This is a genomic window from Flavobacterium sp. GW823-FHT04A11, from assembly GCF_058796535.1.
On sequence record NZ_CM179503.1, the window covers coordinates 3,116,107 to 3,135,237 of the forward strand.

Genomic DNA, 19,131 nt, shown 5'->3' on the forward strand with positions numbered 1-19,131 from the left:
ACATAGTTGAATTGTTTTATCAAATAATATTAATTACTGTTTTTGATGTCTTATTAAAGTGAAAATTTTTAATATAACTTAATTCATTTAATTTATGGAATTGACATCTACTCTCTTTATCAAATTTGCGTTAAGTATACTTATCATTTTGGCTTTATTTCTTAATAATTTGGATAAAATCAAATTTACTCCAAAAGTCAATTTTAATTCAATTGCAAATTTGTTTTATAATTTTAAACATAAAGGACGCTTTTTATTTCCAAACCCCGGTAGAGGATTTGTAAATGAAAAGTATTGTTGTGTTTAATTTTAAATTCAATTTGCTTTCGCAGAAAAAAATCATGATTCAATTTTTAGAATCTAAATTCTAAATAACAAATTTGTAGATCGCCTAATCAACTTTCTATGATATTGAGTCATTCTCTATATTAATAAAATCCCCCATATTATCTAAACTAAAATTCTTTTATGAAAATTAGTCCTAGTACAAATCACTCCGTTTGGAAGGCTGATGCAGATCAGTATTGTCCAAAAGTTTTGAGCTATCTTTTATTCTCAGGGGATAAAAAATACTCTTTCGTATACTTTGGTATACACAATACAACATGATTTTTTCATGAAATCTAATTTAAAATCTGACAACAGGAGATTTTAAATTTCGGATTTAACTAATTGATTATTAACGTTTTTTATAATTGCTTAAGCATACATGCTTTTCGCAACAGGTATTTTATTGTCCATTTTCTAATCTTCCAAATTATGAAAAAATTCTTTACTTTTTGTAGTCTCATCTTTCAGAAGAGATTGTTAGGACTATTGTTTTTATTACTTCTATGTAATAATGCAGTTGCACAAACTTTTTGCAGACCAGTATCAAATACAAACAGTGTTTCTGGTGTATGCATTGGTTCAAGTGTAACTAATCCTACGGCGGCCTACGACAATGACGCGGGCTTAACGACATTTACAACTCTGAGTACGGTTGTTGGGGTTTTGTGCTCTGCGCAGGAGACTTTGGTTCTCAACCAAACCGCCCGGGCAGGCGATCAGATTGTATTGTATATAGGAAGCGGTGCAGGTTTACTTAATCTGTCATTGTTATCTACAGGTACAATTCAGCCAAAATTAAATGGTACCAATGTTGGTGCTGCATTAGCAGTAAACAATCCTTTGCTAAATGTTGCACTATTGCCGGGAAACACTATTGGAGTAGTAAGATATACTCTGACAGGTGATGCCAATCAGGTTCAGGTTCAGTTAGGAGGCTTGGTAAGCGTACTAACTGATTTGCGAATTTATGATGTACGTTTAGAATTTGCTGCGCCAACTGTTACAGGAGGTTTAAATCAAACAATTTGTTCAGGCTCAGCTACGACGTTAACAGCAACTCCGGCTGCCGGAACTACAGTTGCCTGGTATAGTTCTCCAACTTCAACAACAGCGTTGGCAACTACAAATTCTTATACTACGCCAACTTTAACTGCCAATACAACTTATTATATAGGAGTTACAAGAGCGGCAGGTTGTGAAGGAAATGAAAGAGTACCTGTTGTTATTAATGTATCAAATCCTGTTGCTCCCGCGATTAGCACGACTGGTACGGCAATTTGTTCAACCGGAACAACTCAACAAACCACATTATCGGTTATTAATCCTATTCCGGGAACTACTTATAATTGGTATAATGTAGCTTCCGGAGGTGTCGCATTGGCTTCCGGAACTTCTTATTCTCCAACGGTGCCTTTGGGAACTTCCAGTTTTTATGTAGAGGCTGCAATAGGAAGCTGTTTAAGCCCTGCAAGAACTCAGGTTGATGTAATTTCGAATGCTGTTCCTGATGTTCCAACGGTTTTAACGCAAAGTGTTACTATTCAATCCGGGCAAAACGCTACTTTAAATGCTGCGACTTCTCAGGCAGGAGTTACTTTAAATTGGTATGATGTTGCAACAGGCGGAACTGCACTTGCAACCAATACAGCAACATACACAACTCCGGTTTTAACCGCTACAAAAACATATTATGTTGAAGCTCAAAGCGCGGCAGGAAACTGTGTAAGTGCAACAAGAGTTCCTGTAACGGTAACAGTTATACCATCAGCTTTAGGCGGATGTTTAGAAGCCGGCAGTCAGCAAACACTTCAAAACGGTTTATGTTTATTGTGCAGCAGTACAAATCCTAATAATTCTGTGGATGGAAATCCTGCAACAGCAGCGAGACTTTCGGTTCCTGTTGGTTTATTAAACGGATGGGTTCAGCAGACTTTGCAATTTAATAATCCGGGGAAAGCGGGTGATATTGTTGATGTTGAATTAGAATTACCAGGCGGACTTGCTGATGTTCAATTATTAGGTGCTATTAGTTTGGCTACTTATAATGGAGCAACTTTTAATAACGACAGAATCTTAATTAATAATCCGCTGATAACTTTACAATTACTATCAGGTAATCGTTTTAGAGCGAGTGTGGTTGCAGGGGCTAATTTTGATCGTGTTGAAATTCGATTGGGAGGATTGGCCACTGTTTTAACAAGTGTGGATATTTATCAGGCTACTTACAGATATAAAGCACCAACTATAGCGGGCAATACTACTATTTGTAGCGGACAAACGACTACTTTGGTGGCAAATATTGCAGTTGGAGAAACTATTAATTGGTATGCTGCAGCAACAGGAGGAGCATCTCTTGCCAATACTGCAACTTATACAACACCAGTTTTAACTGCTCCGACAACTTATTATATAGAAATAGCCAGAAATGGTTGTGTAAATAGTGAGCGTTTTCCGGTAGCGATATCAATCGATAATCCGGTAGCTCCTGTTATTGACGCAGCTGGTACGACTATTTGCAGCGGACAAACGACGACATTAAATGTGCAGGCGCCAGTTGCGGGTACTGTGTATAACTGGTATGATGCAGCTACGGCAGGAAATCTGCTATTTACAGGAAATTCTTTTGCAACTCCCAATTTAACTGCTAATACAACATATTATGTTGAAGCTGGGATTGGAAGTTGTTCAAGTGCAACCCGTACTGCAGTTACTGTAACAGTTAACCCGTTGCCTGCTGCACCGGTTGCCGCATCATCAAATGTCGTAATTCAGTCAGGGCAGACTGCAACTTTGCAGGTTTCAAGTCCGGATTCGAATGTTACTTTCGACTGGTATACTGTACCAACGGGTGGAGTAGCAGTTGCAAGTGGCACAACTACTTACACAACGCCGGTATTAACAGGAAATCAAACTTATTACGTAACGGCAAGAAATACAACATCAGGCTGTACAAGCAGTGCAAGAACTGCCATTAATGTTATAATAAGTAACACGATCAGTACTTGTTTGCAGGTAAATGCTCAGGTAACTTCAAGAGGCGGACTTACAGGATGTTTATTATGTACTTCTGCAAATGAAGGAAATTCTATAGATGCCAATCCGGCAACAGCAGCAAATCTTTCAGTTGTTGCAGGCTTAGTAACCGATTACATCCAGCAAATGCTGACATTTTCTACTCCGGGACAAGCGGGTGATATTATAGATGTGGAGTTAGGAATTCCGGCCGGAATTGTAAATGTAACAGCGCTTTCATACATAAGTTTAAGAAGTTATAATGGAGCAACTCCAAATGCTGATCAGACAAATATTGGGGCTTTAGTTGATATTCAACTATTATCATCTACGCGTTTAAAAGCTAGTTTTGTAGCTGCCGGACCTTTCACAGCTGTAGAAGTTCGATTAGGAGGTGTGGCAACTGTAGCAACTGGCTTAGATATTTACGGAGCTTCATACAGATTTAGTAATGCTACTGTTACAGGCGCTGCCTCACCAATTTGTAACGGACAACAGGCTACATTAACAGCTACTTCTCCGGTATTAGGTGAAACATTTAGCTGGTACAATGCTGCAAGTGCAGGAACTCAACTTTCTGCAACAGGAGTATATACTACGCCAAATTTAACTGCAACTACAACTTATTATTTAGAAGCAACCCGCGGCGGAACTTGTATCAACAGCGTTCGCCAGCCGGTAACGGTTACTGTGGCGCCATTTGCAACTGCTGCAGATGTAACAATACCGAGTCCGCAGGAAGCTTCATGTGCGGGAGAAATTACATTGTCTCCAACATCACCTTTGGTTGGAGCACAATTTAGATATTATACAGATCAAAATAAAACACAGGAAATTATATCAGGTTCTACAGTTGCCGGACAACCGGGAGCAACTTTTGTTAAAGATCCTACAACAGGATCATTAGCAATCGCGGGTTTAACTGCTGCCGGAGCACCTTATAACTATTATCTTGCTGTTGTAAATAGTGCTACTTGCGAAAATGATATCAATACTTTAAAACAAGTAACGGTTACTTTTCCAACTGTTACACCTTTAGCAGTTATTGCTACGCCTTTAGTAGGTTGCGGAACTGTGAATTTGGCAAATGCCATTACAGGTTTCGATACAACAGGAAACACAACTTATACTTTTTACGATCCGTCAAATAATGTTTTACCTGCAAATGCTGCAGCGAATGTAAATACAAGCGGTGTTTATTCCATTCAGGCTCAGGGTAACGGGGTTACATGTCCGTCTGCTGTTCAACAAGTAACAGTAACTATTAACCCGCTGCCAACTTTGGTTGTAACGCCTTCAATTTCTGTAAATGTTGGTTCGACAGTAGCTTTAAACGCTACTTCAGACGGAACATTAACCTGGTTTGATCCACAAGGAAATGCCATAGCAGGACCTCCGTTTACAACTGGTGTTTTAAATACTCCGGGAGTTTACACGTATACAGTAGTGGCAACAAGCGCACTTAATTGTACAGTAACAGGAACTGTTTCTGTTAATGTTATCAATCCAAATACTTGTCAGTCATTAACAGAAAGAGTATATGCAAATGCGCAGACTTCAGGTTCTATTATAACTGGAGGAGTTACCAACGGAGCAAATGCTGTTGATGGCAATCCTCAAACGTATTCAACTATAACAACAGGATTAGGACTTTTAGGAGTTGGTACAACCTGGCAAACTTTGACGTGGCCAGCCAATATTGTAAAAGGTACTCCGGTAACTATTAAATTAGGATCTGAGTATAGTGCAGTTGCAGTAGGACAAAACCTCTCAGTAGTAGGAACTTTGAATGGAGTTGATATCGGACCTTTACAATCAGTTTCAGGATCATTATTGAATTTATTATCCGGTGATAATAGTTTCGAATATACTTTTGTTCCGGCAGATGGTACAGGACCACAAGATTATAATGGAGTGAGAATTCAGTCAGCTTCTTTATTAAGTGTGGCTCAAAACACAAAAGTATTTGATGCTTATTATAACAGATCAGTTCCAACGGTAACCTGTACTCCCGGAGATATTCAGGATGTTTATTATGGAGCTACAGATTTAGGACTTCCAATAGGAGCGTTAACAGCTACGGTTGGTGTTACTGATTCCTGGAATGTTGCCGATAATGATATTACAACTTTTGCAACAATGTACAGCGGAGTTGGTGCTTTGGCTGCAGCCGATTTAACAGTTGCGTTTAAAACACCTGCGATTGCAAGCGATACATTAAGAATCGTGGTTTCAAAACCAGGCGTTTTATTAGATGTAAATTTATTGACAGGATTTACCATTCAGCGTTATTTAGGTAATGTTGCGGTGGGAGCTCCAATTCAAAATACAAGTACATTCTTAAGTGTAAGATTGTTGCCTGGAAATACAATGTCAATGGTACTTGTATCTTCTCAGCCAGAACCTTACGATCGCGTTAGAATTCGTTTTGGAGGAGTTGCCGGAGTTTTGGAATTCCTTAGAGTTCATACTGTTGAACGCGTAGGAAATACAAAAGTCATTGGCAGCGACATAAATAATAAAGTAACCGTTTGTCCGGGAGCAGCTGTCACGCTCCAGATTCCTGAAGATGCGTGTTCAACTTATACATGGTATGATTCACCAACAGGTGGCTCAGTTGTGGCAACGGGAGTTACTTATACAGTTCCAAGCACATTAGCAGCAGGAATTTATAAATATTACATACAGCCTGTTCGTTACGGTTGTGAAACTTTTGCGAGAGGAGAAGTAACAGTTGAGGTAAGTGGTTCAACTCCGGAAAATGCTTTAACAAATATTACGTTAAACGGAGCCACAACAACTTCAATTTGTTCTCCAACAGGAACCGTAACTTTAGCAACAACATTAAGCGGAACACCGGCATTAACAAACCCAATTTACTACTGGTATTCTTTTAACGGAACAACAGCTCAGTTAATTCCGGGAGAAACAACAAATCAATTAGTTGTAAATGGTTTAGTTCCGGGAACATATACTTATTATGTCGGAGTAAGTTCTGATGAGTTTTGTCAAACCGCTGAAGCAGACAGAAAACAAATTACGTTTACAATATTGCCTCCATCAAATGAAAATGATATTGCAGTAGATGATGTAACAGTTTGTCATGATGTCGCAGCGGTATTAACACCAACTGCAAGTACATTAACGAATCCTGTATTTACATGGTATTTTGATAATGCAAAAACACAGCCTATTGCAAATGGAACCATTATAAATGGGGCAGCTTATACTATTAGCGCTGCCGGAGCATTAACAATTTCCGGTTTAACACGTGCTATGAGTCCGATTACTTATTATGTTGGAGTTTCAAGTGATACAACTTGTGAAAATATCGCAGGAACACTTCAGGCTGCAACCGTAATAATAAACGATCCGTTAACGCCAACCACTACAGATGATACACAAGATTTCTGTTTGGTAAATGCGCCAACAGTTGCAAACATTCAGGTAAACGAACCAAATGTAGTTTGGTACAGTACCGCAACAGGCGGAACAGCGATTCCTCCAACAACAGCTTTAACAAGCGGAGTATATTATGGAGCTGCTTTAGATCTGGTAACAAGCTGTCAAAGTTCAGTTCGTCTTGCAGTAACGATTACTGTAAACGATCCTGGCACACCAACCACTACAGATAATACACAAGATTTCTGTTTAGTGAATGCGCCAACAGTTGCCAATATTCAGGTAAATGAAACCGGAGTAATCTGGTATAATGCAGCAACAGGCGGAACAGCGATTCCTGCCACAACTGCATTAACAAACGGAATTTATTATGGTGCTCTTGTTGATGGTTTAGGTTGTGAAAGTGCAACAAGATTAGCCGTAACAATCACCGTTACCGATCCGTTGACACCAACAACTGCCGATACAACACAAGACTTCTGTCTGGTAAATGCACCGACAGTTGCCAATATTCAGGTAAACGAAGCAAATGTAGTTTGGTATACAACTGCAACTGGAGGAACTGCTCTTGCATCAACGACTGCTTTGACAAGTGGAATGTATTACGGAGCAATTTTAGATCCGGTAACAGGTTGCGAAAGTTCAGTTCGTTTGGCAGTAACTATTTCAGTAACTGATCCGGGAACGCCAACAACGACAGATAATACACAAGATTTCTGTTTGGTAAATGCACCAACAGTTGCCAATATTCAGGTAAACGAACCAAATGTGGTTTGGTATAGCGCCGCAACAGGCGGAACAGCAATTGCACCAACAACTGCTTTAACAAGCGGAGTATATTACGGAGCAATTTTAGATCCGGTAACAAATTGTGAAAGCGCTGTAAGATTAGCAGTAACCATTTCAGTAACTGATCCGGGCACACCAACTACAACAGATGATACACAAGATTTCTGTTTGGTAAATGCACCAACAGTTGCTAATATTCAGGTAAACGAAGCGAATGTAGTTTGGTATAGCACTTTAACTGGTGGAGTTGCGATCGCATCAACAACAGCTCTGGCAAACGGAATTTATTACGGAGCCATTTTAGATCCTGTTTCAGGTTGTGAAAGTGCAACAAGATTAGCCGTAACCATCACCGTTACCGATCCGTTGACGCCAACAACTGCCGATACAACACAAGACTTCTGTTTAGTAAATGCGCCAACAGTTGCCAATATTCAGGTAAATGAAGCAAATGTTGTTTGGTATAGCACTGCAACAGGCGGAACAGCAATTGCATCAACAACTGCTTTGACAAGTGGAATGTATTACGGAGCTATTTTAGATCCTGTAACAGGTTGCGAAAGCTCAGTTCGTTTGGCAGTAACTATTTCAGTAACTGATCCGGGAACGCCAACAACTCTTGATAATACACAAGACTTCTGTTTGGTAAATGCACCAACAGTTGCCAATATTCAGGTAAACGAACCAAATGTAGTTTGGTATAGCGCCGCAACAGGCGGAACAGCAATTGCACCAACAACTGCTTTAACAAGCGGAGTATATTACGGAGCCATTTTAGATCCGGTAACAAATTGTGAAAGCGCTGTAAGATTAGCAGTAACTATTTCAGTAACTGATCCGGGTACACCAACTACAACAGATAATACACAAGATTTCTGTTTAGTGAATTCGCCAACAGTTGCGAACATTCAGGTAAACGAACCAAATGTAGTTTGGTATAGCACTTTAACTGGTGGAGTTGCAATCGCATCAACAACAGCTCTGGCAAACGGAATTTATTACGGAGCCATTTTAGATCCTGTTTCAGGTTGTGAAAGTGCAACAAGATTAGCCGTAACAATCACCGTTACCGATCCGTTGACGCCAACAACTGCCGATACAACACAAGACTTCTGTTTAGTAAATGCGCCAACAGTTGCCAATATTCAGGTAAACGAAGCAAATGTGGTTTGGTATACGAATGCAACTGGCGGAACTGCTCTTGCACCAACAACAGCTTTGACAAGTGGAGTGTATTACGGAGCTATTTTAGATCCTGTAACAGGTTGTGAAAGTTCAGTTCGCTTAGCAGTAACTATTTCAGTAACTGATCCGGGAACGCCAACAACGACGGATAACACACAGAATTTCTGTTTAATAAATGCCTCAACAGTTGCCAATATTCAGGTAAATGAAGCAAATGTAGTTTGGTATACAACTGCAATCGGCGGAACAGCTCTTGCACCAACAACCGTTCTGGTAAGCGGAGTTTATTACGGAGCCATTTTAGATCCTGTAACAAATTGTGAAAGCGCTGTAAGATTAGCAGTAACTATTTCAGTAACTGATCCGGGCACACCAACAACTGCAGATAATTCACAAGATTTCTGTATTTCTAATGCGCCAACAGTTGCGAACATTCAGGTTAATGAGCCAAATGTAGTATGGTATAGTACGCCAACAGGCGGTGCTGCAATTCCTGCAACAACAGCTCTGTCAAACGGAATTTATTATGGAGCCATTTTAGATCCTGCTTCAGGTTGTGAAAGTACCACAAGATTAGTGGTAACCGTAACTATTAATAATCCTACTGCAACGCCAACAACTACAGATAATACACAGGATTTCTGTTCAATAAATGCACCAACAGTTGCTAACATTCAGGTAAACGAAGCAAATGTAGTTTGGTACAGCACCGCAACAGGCGGAACTGCAATACCAGCAACAACAGCTTTGGCGACAGGAACATATTACGGAGCAATTTCAAGCCCTATAGGATGTGAAAACCCTGTACGATTAGTAGTTACAGTAAATGTAAATACACCGGAAGTGGTAACCACAACAGATACAACGCAGGAATTTTGTTTATCAGCAGCGCCAACCGTTGCTAATATTCAGGTAAATCAGGCAAATGTAGTTTGGTACAGCACTGCAACAGGTGGAACACCATTAGCAGCAAATACACCACTTACAGCAACAACGTATTATGCAACAACCCTTAACAATACAACAAATGGTTGTACTAATGCAACACGTTTAGCAATAGCGGTAAGTTTCATAAATGATGCGATGTATCCTATTACCGCAAGCGATGATACACCATGTGTTTTCCAGGGCATAACCTATTCAGTAGCAAATGGAAAATCAAATTATGTATGGTCAATCACTAGCGGAACAGGAACAGTAACTTCAGGTGGAGGAAATGCAGACGGATCTGTGACAATTGCATGGGGAGATGTTGGTTCTGGAACAGTTTCAGTTACCTATACTAACACATGTGATGAAACCACTACAAAAACATTAAACGTTACAGTAGCAACATGTTCAGATCTTACGATAACGAATACAGTTAGTAATCCAACTCCTAATTTTGGCGAAGAAATCATCTTTACAGTAACCGTAAACAATGTTGGTCAGGGAACTATTATTAACACCATTGTTAGTGATTTAATTCCAAGTGGATACGAATTAGTATCAACTTCAACAACAAACGGAGTTTACGATCCTTTAACAGGACTTTGGACAATTCCAACATTAAATGCAGGAGAAAGCGAAACACTTGAAATCAGAGTTACAGTAATGCCAAGCGGTGATTACACCAACGTAGCAACGATCGAAATTTCAACTCCATTAGATGTTGATCCAACAAACAATACGGCCTCTGCTTTTGTAGAACCAATTTGTTTAACGGTTTATAACGAGTTCACGCCAAACAGTGACGGAGCAAACGATCTTTTCAGAATTGATTGTATCGAATCATATCCAAACAATGAATTAAAAGTATATAACAGATATGGTTCATTAGTATACAGCAAAAAAGGATATGAAAACGACTGGGACGGAACTGCAAATGTATCCGGAGTTATAAATAGAGGAGATATGCTGCCTACAGGTACTTATTTTTATGTGATAGACATGGGAGACGGAAAGGTTAAAAAAGGATGGTTATCTATCATGAGATAAGCGCCATTATTAATCCTCTAATTAATTTAACTAAATAAGTATCGTTATGAAACTATATATAAAATCATTAGAAATATATTTAATCTTAATATGTTCTATTATAACATTTAGTGCAAGTGCACAACAAGATCCGGAGTACACACAATATATGTACAATACTATGGCCGTAAACCCTGCTTATGCGGGGTCTACCGGATCATTGGAAGCAACACTTTTATATCGTTCACAATGGATTGGTATAGACGGAGCGCCAGAAACACAATCATTCTCCATTCACGGACCTCTTGCCAACGAAAACATTGGTTTGGGATTAAGTGTGGTTAACGACAAAATTGGACCATCTGATGAATTGTATCTTGACGGAAACTTCGCCTATTCAGTACCTCTTGGATATGAAAAAAGGTTAGCCTTTGGATTTAAAGCCGGTATGAGAATGCTAAACGTAGACTGGTCAAAAGGAAGATACTATAATAATAACGATGTTTTGTTAAACCAGAATATCGACAATCAGATGAAATTGGCCGTTGGAGCAGGGATTTATTATTATACAGATAAGTGGTATATAGGAGCTTCAATTCCTAATTTTATAGAAAACAGCTATTATGATGATGTGCAGGAATCAATAGATTATGATCGTTTGCATTATTATTTAATGGGAGGTTATGTTTTTGATTTGAATCCGAATTTAAAATTCAAACCAGCATTTTTGGTAAAAGCCGTAAGCGGAGCACCAATTACTGCAGATGTTTCGGCGAATTTTATGATTGCAGAAAAATTTGTAATCGGTGGAGCTTACAGAACAGATGATTCTGTAAGTGTTCTGGCAGGATTTCAAATCTCCAGAAGTTTTTACATCGGATATGCTTTTGATTACACCGTGAGCGACCTGAACAAATACAACGACGGTTCGCACGAAATCATATTGCGTTACCAATTTAACAGAGGCGAAAGTAAAATTAAATCCCCACGATTCTTCTAAAAACAAACCTTATGAAAAAACTATATATCCTTAGCTTGGTATTGAGCTTCACGGTTTGTTTGGCTCAGACCACTAATTTAAAAAAGGCCGATGCATTGTTTAGAAATTATTCTTATGCTGATGCTTCAAAAGCCTACGAAGAAATTTTGGCAAACATAAAAAGTCCTTCGGCACAAACCTTAAAGAATGCAGCCGACTCGTATTACTTTATTTCCGATTCAAGAAATGCACTTAAATGGTACAGAAAATTATACGAAGTGCAGGGAAATAATTTAACCGATATTTACTATCTGCGTTATATTCAATCCATGAAAGCCGTAATGGATTATGACGAAGCCAATAGAGTGACAAAAGAATATCTGGATAAAAAAGGCGATAAAAATGAGATCAATCGATATTTGGTTCAAAAATTCCAATTGGACAGTCTCGCGAAATCGAAATCGCTTTATGAAATCAAAAATCTGGCTATAAATTCTACTAAATCTGATTTTGGAACCGCTTTTTTTCAGGACAAAATTGTTTTTACCTCCGCAAGAGATACAACAAAATTCAGTGAAAAATTGTATACCTGGAACAATCAGCCATTTTTGAATTTATATGTTGCCGAAATAAATCCGGCCGATGCGAGTTTGTTTAACGAAACGGTATTTTTACCAAACGTAATGACAAAATACCACGAAGCAACAGCCAGTTTTGATGCCAGCGGAAAAACAATTTACTATACAACCAACATTGTCAAAAAAAATAAATTGGTTGTAGATGATTCAAAAATCAATAACTTCCAGATTATAAAAGGAACTTTAGATGGAAATAAACTGGAGAATCCTCAAAAAGTATTTTTCGACAGTGATGATTATTCCGTAGGACATCCTTCTTTAAGCGAAGATGGAAAATGGCTTTTCTTTGCCTCAGATATGCCAGGCGGATTTGGGGAAAGCGATTTGTATGTAGTCAAAATTTCAGATGACGGCACAATGAGTTCACCGCAAAATCTGGGACCAAAAATTAATACCCTTGGTAACGATGTTTTTCCATATTTCAGTAAAGGAATGCTTTATTTTTCTTCTGATGGGCATTACGGTTTAGGTGATTTGGACATATATGAAAGTAAATTTTTATCTGATGGAAGTTTTTCAGACCCAAAAAATCTGGGAGCACCAATAAACAGTAATAAAGATGATTTTGCTTTTATAATTGACAAAACCGGTCACGCAGGTTATATGTCTTCCAACAGAGCAGAAGGAAAAGGGGATGACGATATCTATTCCTTTACAAAAGGAGATCCGGTTTGCAACCAGACTATTTCCGGAATGGCGGTAGACAGAAAAACCAAAAAACCGCTCACAGATGTGACTATTATGGGTTATAATTCTTTCAGTGATATTCTTGGCGAAACAAAAACCAATTACGAAGGGAAATATGCTTTAGTGGTTCCGTGCGGAAAAACAGTTAAAATGATTGCTGCAAAACCAAATTACAGCAGCGATGAAAAAACGGTAGAAACGACATTGGAAAACGAAGGCGAAATTCCGAATATTAATTTCGAACTAAGCAATTACGACGATTTGGTTGTGAAGAAAAAAGGAGTGGAAAAAGTCGATGTGAATCCAATTTATTTTGATTACGACAAATTTGATATCACTCCGAAAGCGGTAGAAGAATTGGCAAAAGTTGTTTTTGTGATGCAGAAATTTCCAAACATCCGTATCAAAATTGAATCTCACACAGATTCTCGCGGAAAAGATGCTTATAACTTAAAACTTTCAGATAACAGAGCAAAATCAACCCGCGATTATCTTATTTCACAAAATATTGATGCGTCAAGAATAGAAAGCGCAATAGGTTATGGCGAAAGCCGATTAATCAATAAATGTAAAAACGGGGTTAAATGTACCGATGAAGAACATGTCTTAAACAGACGTTCTGATTTTATCATCATTCAAAAATAAAAAGTATTATTATTTAACCCGTTGAATGTAATGCAGTAAAAATTTAATTAAACACATAGAAACATAGATTTTATGCTTTAAAAAAATAAAAAAAACAAGTTTCTCACACATAGCTATGTTCTTTAATGTAAAGTGAAATGTCTTTATTCATTTCTATAAGCTATGTTTCTATGTGTTTAAAAATAATTACATCTGAAAGTTTATACTTAAACTTTTTTATCAGTCCTGAATATAATGTTAAAACCATTTGGAAGTTGGTTTTTGTTTGATCCTTTTTAAGATTTGTTGATTTTTTTAAAGGATAATGGACAAGAAGAAAATCAAGTTGCATTTATTTGCAGCTTGATTTTTGATTTTTAAAACTTTTTGTTTTTAAGTGCTTTTCAACAAAAATATCCTAATTTTGAGGTTACAGTTATTCTAAATTACAATCAGCACCATTTTAATATTTTATGAGTATTCAAGAGACAATTCAGGCTTTACGAAACGAACTTAATCAACACAATTACAATTATTATGTACTTGATAATGCCACAATTTCAGATTATGATTTTGATATTAAATTAAAGGAACTTCAGGATTTAGAAAACAAACATCCGGAATTTTTTGACGAGAATTCGCCAACGCAAAGAGTAGGAGGAACGGTCACTAAAAATTTCAAAACCATTGCACACCAATACCGCATGTATTCTTTGGATAATTCCTATTCAAAAGAAGATTTAATCGATTGGGAAAACAGAATTCAAAGAGTTCTGGGAAATGTAAATCTTCAATATACCTGCGAATTAAAATACGACGGAGCTTCAATCAGTATTTCATACGAAAACGGAAAATTAGTTCAGGCTTTAACGCGTGGAGATGGTTTTCAGGGTGATGAGGTTACTAATAATATTAAAACGATCAAATCAGTTCCTTTACAATTAAAAGGAAATTTTCCGGATAAATTCGATATTCGAGGCGAAATTATTCTGCCATACAAAGGATTCGAAAAAATGAATCAGGAATTAATCGAAATAGGAGAAACGCCATATTCAAACCCAAGAAATACTGCTTCAGGAAGTTTAAAATTACAGGACAGTGCTGAGGTTGCAAAACGCCCGTTAGAATGTTTATTGTATTTTGTAACAGGAAATAATTTGCCTTTTTCTACTCAGTTTGAAGGACTTGAATCTGCAAAAAAATGGGGATTTAAAGTTCCAAGTGAAGCAAAATTGGTTAACAATATGCAGGAAGTTTTCGACTTCATTGATTACTGGGATGTACACAGGCATAAATTACCTTATGAAACTGATGGAGTTGTAATAAAAGTAAACAGCATTCAACACCAGGAAGAACTGGGTTATACCGCAAAATCGCCACGTTGGGCAATTGCCTATAAATTTAAATCAGAACAGGTTTCCACCAAATTAAATTCCATTACCTATCAGGTTGGCCGTACAGGAGCCATTACTCCGGTTGCCAATTTAGTGCCCGTGCAATTGGCAGGAACTATTGTAAAAAGAGCTTCTTTACACAATGCAGATCAAATTGAAAAATTAGATATTAGAATAAATGATACTGTTTTTGTTGAAAAAGGAGGAGAAATCATTCCTAAAATCATCGCTGTAGATTTAGATAAACGTCCTGAAAATTCAGAAGTTACAAAATACATCACACATTGTCCCGAATGCCAGACAGAATTAGTTAGAAATCAGGGAGAAGCCAATCATTATTGCCCTAATTTTTATGGTTGTCCGCCGCAGATTATAGGCAGAATTCAGCATTATATTTCAAGAAAAGCCATGGATATTGAAGGTCTTGGCGGCGAAACGGTTGCCTTACTTTACAAAAATGGTTTAGTTCATAATTATGCGGATTTATACGAATTGAAAGTGGATGATATTTTGCACCTGGAAAGAATGGCGCAAAAATCAGCCGAGAATTTGGTAAATGGCGTAGAAAAATCAAAGGAAATTCCGTTTCAAAGCGTTCTTTTTGCACTCGGAATTCGTTTTGTTGGTGAAACCGTTGCTAAAAAACTAGCCAAACATTATAAAACAATCGATGCATTAAGTCAGGCTTCTTTAATGGATTTGATTTTAGTAGACGAAATTGGCGAGCGAATTGCCAAAAGCGTAATTGAGTTTTTTGAGAATGAAGCCAATAAAAGAATCATTGAACGATTAAAAAGTTACGGAGTCCAATTTGAAATTGTTGAAAATATAAACCCAGATGCAACGGAAAAATTCATTGGAAAAACATTTGTAGTTTCAGGTGTTTTTGAACAATTTTCAAGAGATGAATTAAAGAAAACAATCGAAGACAATGGTGGAAAAGTAGGAAGTTCCATTTCTGCAAAAACAGATTTTGTAGTTGCCGGAGATAATATGGGCCCAGCTAAATTAGAAAAAGCCACTAAATTAAATATTCCTATATTATCTGAAAAGGATTTTATAAACAAACTAAATGAAAGCGAATAAACCTTCGTTGATTTTGTATTTTTTAGCGTTGTTGTTTACCATTATATTTGATTGTATGCAACATGATGTTTTGGCGGTTTATGCCAAAGCCATTGTGTTGCCTTCAATTTTTTTCTATTTTTTAATTAGCAGCCATTATAAAATAGGAAAAACTGAAGGACTTATTTTTGCATTTTGTTTTATAGGACAAGTTTTTGAATTGATGGATATTGAAATCTCAGAAATTGGCGGAGTAGTAAGTTTTCTGATTGTTTATATATTGCTGATAAGGATTTTTATTGTGGGTCATGAAAGAATAAAACTTCGTAAAAAAGATATTTTACCAATATCAATTGTGGTCATTTTTATTGTTTACTTGCTGTTTTCTGTGTTAAGTTTACAGTCAGACAGCATGAAAAAGTTCAATTGGCTTTATACTTTTTACGGAATTGTTTTGAGCCTTTTAAGTTATTATGCATTTGTAAATTACATTACAAAAGGAAGTTATGTAACTTTCTTAATGAGTTTAATGGCTATCTGCTATATATTTTCAGATATCTTTTATGTTTTCAGTAAATATTTTTCGCATTCCATTATACTTACTGTAATTCGCGATAGTACGCAAATTTTAGCGTACTATTTTATGGTCGCTTATTTTCTTGAAAAAGCAAAATCGTATAAAAAAATATTATACGATAATTGATTTTCCTTCATTAGTATGTGCTTTATTCTTATCGAAATAAAAATCGATACGCCCTAAATTGATTCCGTAACATCCCACTTGATTTACCAAAACATTTTCGCCTGCTTTGTTTTTGACAATAGTTGGTTTATCTAAAAAAGTGTGCGTATGTCCGCCAATTATCAAATCGATATCCTGAGTTAAGGCTGCGAATTTTAAATCAGAGATTTTAGATTCGTCATCTTTGTAGTTATAACCCAAATGCGAAAGACAAATTACCAAATCACATTTTTCCTGTTTCTTTAATAATTGTGTCATATCCTGTGCCGCTTCTACAGGATCGTTATATACCGTTTCCTTATACATTTGTTTGTCTACCAAACCTGCAAGCTCGATTCCAACACCAAAAACGCCTACTTTAATTCCGTTTTTATTAAAAATTTTATACGGTTTTACAAGTCCGTTCATGACTGTATTCTTAAAATCGTAGTTTGAGTTGATAAATTCAAAAGTAGCATGAGGCATTTGTGCGTACAAACCATCAAGACCATTATCAAAATCGTGATTTCCAATAGTCGAAGCATCATATTTCATCATGCTCATCAATTTAAACTCAAGTTCACCGCCATAATAATTAAAGTACGGAGTTCCCTGAAAAATATCACCCGCATCAAGCAAAAGCACATTTGGATTTTCTTTACGAATAGTTTCTATAAGTGCTGCACGACGAGAAACACCGCCTTTATTTGGATTACGAGGATCATCAGCCGGAAACGGATCTATATGACTGTGAACATCATTAGTATGCAAAACAGTTAAATGTTTAATATCGTTAGTTTCAAAACTGCTTAATGACAAACCTAAACTCAATAAAGCGGTACTTGCAGCTGTTTTTTCGATAAATTCTCTTCTTTTCATTTTATGTGTTTTTGGAAAACGATATTTTTATGCTGTATTTTTTTTCTGCCACGAATTGCACGAATCTGCACTAATTTTTATTTATATATTCGTGAAAACTAATATAATTTATGGCTAACTTTTTTAAAATTTATTCTTCTGTAATTCGGATATCTCTTGGTACCGGAATCGTATCAACTTCTTTAAAATAGTCGATCAATACATTTCGAAGTTTATAATTCAAATCAAATTTTTGAACGCTTTTAGCGAAAAAATTCATGCTGTCACCGCCGTTGGCCAAATAATCATTTGTAGCAACGTAATAAATCTTATTAAGATCAAGAGGTTTTCCCTGAATTAAAATATTTTTTGCGGTTTTGTCTTTTGCAATTGTAAAAGTCATACCAGATAATGGCTGCGGTTTTTTCTCCTTAATAATATAAGAAGCGATTTCAAGAATCTGATCTCCTTTTAACGCCATCACAACCAAACTGTTTTCAAAAGGCATAATTTCAAAGGCACTTCTGCTGGTCACATTTCCTTTAGGTAAAATGGCTCTTATCCCGCCATGATTCAATAAACATAAATCGATACTTTTTTTCTCACGCGCCTTAAAAACAAGATTTCCTCTTTCTACGCAAACATCAGCCATTAAATTACCAATTGTAGTTTGCCATTTTCCCGTACTTTTATCTAAAGTTTCGGGACAATACGCTAAAACACTGTCTAAATCTTTATTAATATGATCTCTGTAAGGTTTAATGAAGCTCTCAATTTCAGGGGTTTGAGCGTTTTTTTCAGTTATCGGAAGTTGTTTTCCTTCAATCTTAGTTAAATTGTAGTTTTTGTTGCTGCAAGAAACTATAAAAAAAAGTGTTAAGAATATAACAAAAAGTTTTAAAACTTCGTTATACTTTTTTAGTTTTACCATCTTAAATGCGACTTAAATAATTAATTTTGTAATTTGTAAAAGTACTATGTTTTTAAATTATATAAAGGAATTTTTTGTAAAAAAATCATTAAATAATAACCTGAATAAGGTCAAAAACGAAGTATTTACAAGTAATGTGCAAACAATTGGGTTACTGGTTGATGAGAGTAAGTTTAGACATTCAAAAGAGTTAATCAATGAATTAATCGGGAATGGAATTGCGCCGGAAAACATAAAATTTGTTTCGTATAGAGGTAAATTAAAGAAGAAAAAAACGTATTCTGAGACTACTTTTGGTAAAAAACACATCAATTGGAAGGGCGGAATCACAGTAGATTTTCTAACAGAATTTGTCGAGACAGAATTTGACCTTTTGATTAGTTATTATGAAATCGAAAAACCAATTTTGATGATGATAACAAGCAAATCAAAAGCGAGGTTTAAAGTCGGGTTTGCATCAGTCGATGAAAAATTAAATCGATGGATGATAAATACTGATTTAGAGAATTATAAACTTTTCATTTCTGAACTGTTTAAGTATTTAAAAAGTATAAAATAAA

8 protein-coding genes are annotated in these 19,131 nt (G+C 36.5%); 6 read left to right on the plus strand and 2 right to left on the minus strand.

The genetic code is table 11. The features are described from left to right. The first annotated feature begins 759 nt into the window (after positions 1-759). The 5 genes from AC3QL1_RS13360 (at position 760) to AC3QL1_RS13380 (ending at position 16,764) form a co-directional block, all read left to right on the plus strand. Complete coding sequence (locus AC3QL1_RS13360; protein WP_492492042.1) at positions 760-10,695, plus strand: Ig-like domain-containing protein; 9,936 nt, start codon at positions 760-762, stop codon at positions 10,693-10,695. A gap of 46 nt (positions 10,696-10,741) precedes the next feature. After that, positions 10,742-11,674: a PorP/SprF family type IX secretion system membrane protein gene (locus tag AC3QL1_RS13365; RefSeq protein WP_492492043.1), complete on the plus strand. Its 933-nt coding sequence runs from the start codon at positions 10,742-10,744 to the stop codon at positions 11,672-11,674. An 11-nt stretch (positions 11,675-11,685) separates the two neighbouring features. Then, a complete protein-coding gene (locus AC3QL1_RS13370; protein WP_492492044.1) occupies positions 11,686-13,623 on the plus strand; it encodes an OmpA family protein in 1,938 nt (645 codons plus the stop codon). 452 nt (positions 13,624-14,075) lie between these two features. Then, positions 14,076-16,082, plus strand: coding sequence for an NAD-dependent DNA ligase LigA (gene ligA / locus AC3QL1_RS13375; RefSeq protein ID WP_492492046.1), 2,007 nt, complete (start codon positions 14,076-14,078; stop codon positions 16,080-16,082). Then, on the plus strand, positions 16,069-16,764 hold the full coding sequence (locus tag AC3QL1_RS13380) for a lysoplasmalogenase family protein (protein WP_492492047.1): 696 nt from the start codon (positions 16,069-16,071) through the stop codon (positions 16,762-16,764). Before ligA ends, AC3QL1_RS13380 begins: the two co-directional genes overlap by 14 nt. Here the strand turns inward: AC3QL1_RS13380 and AC3QL1_RS13385 are convergent. Both AC3QL1_RS13385 and AC3QL1_RS13390 read right to left on the minus strand, forming a co-directional pair. After that, positions 16,750-17,661 carry a bifunctional metallophosphatase/5'-nucleotidase gene (locus tag AC3QL1_RS13385; RefSeq protein ID WP_492492048.1) on the minus strand — a complete coding sequence of 304 codons (912 nt, stop codon included), beginning with the start codon at positions 17,659-17,661 and terminating at the stop codon, positions 16,750-16,752. The genes AC3QL1_RS13380 and AC3QL1_RS13385 overlap by 15 nt on opposite strands. Before the next feature lie 130 nt (positions 17,662-17,791). Continuing rightward, positions 17,792-18,571, minus strand: coding sequence for a 5'-nucleotidase C-terminal domain-containing protein (locus AC3QL1_RS13390; RefSeq protein ID WP_492492049.1), 780 nt, complete (start codon positions 18,569-18,571; stop codon positions 17,792-17,794). 46 nt (positions 18,572-18,617) lie between these two features. On the opposite strand from AC3QL1_RS13390, the gene AC3QL1_RS13395 reads away from it, so the two are divergent. After that, positions 18,618-19,130 (plus strand): DUF6913 domain-containing protein, encoded by a 513-nt coding sequence (locus AC3QL1_RS13395; RefSeq protein WP_492492051.1) that lies wholly within the window; start codon positions 18,618-18,620, stop codon positions 19,128-19,130. The last annotated feature ends 1 nt before the right edge of the window (position 19,131 follow it).

Coding starts and splice junctions, on each gene's coding strand:
- AC3QL1_RS13395 (WP_492492051.1), top strand. CDS start 18,618: ATGTTTTTAAATTATATAAAGGAATTTTTTGTAAAAAAATCATTAAAT.
- AC3QL1_RS13390 (WP_492492049.1), bottom strand. CDS start 18,571: ATGGTAAAACTAAAAAAGTATAACGAAGTTTTAAAACTTTTTGTTATA.
- ligA (WP_492492046.1), top strand. CDS start 14,076: ATGAGTATTCAAGAGACAATTCAGGCTTTACGAAACGAACTTAATCAA.
- AC3QL1_RS13370 (WP_492492044.1), top strand. CDS start 11,686: ATGAAAAAACTATATATCCTTAGCTTGGTATTGAGCTTCACGGTTTGT.
- AC3QL1_RS13385 (WP_492492048.1), bottom strand. CDS start 17,661: ATGAAAAGAAGAGAATTTATCGAAAAAACAGCTGCAAGTACCGCTTTA.
- AC3QL1_RS13360 (WP_492492042.1), top strand. CDS start 760: ATGAAAAAATTCTTTACTTTTTGTAGTCTCATCTTTCAGAAGAGATTG.
- AC3QL1_RS13365 (WP_492492043.1), top strand. CDS start 10,742: ATGAAACTATATATAAAATCATTAGAAATATATTTAATCTTAATATGT.
- AC3QL1_RS13380 (WP_492492047.1), top strand. CDS start 16,069: ATGAAAGCGAATAAACCTTCGTTGATTTTGTATTTTTTAGCGTTGTTG.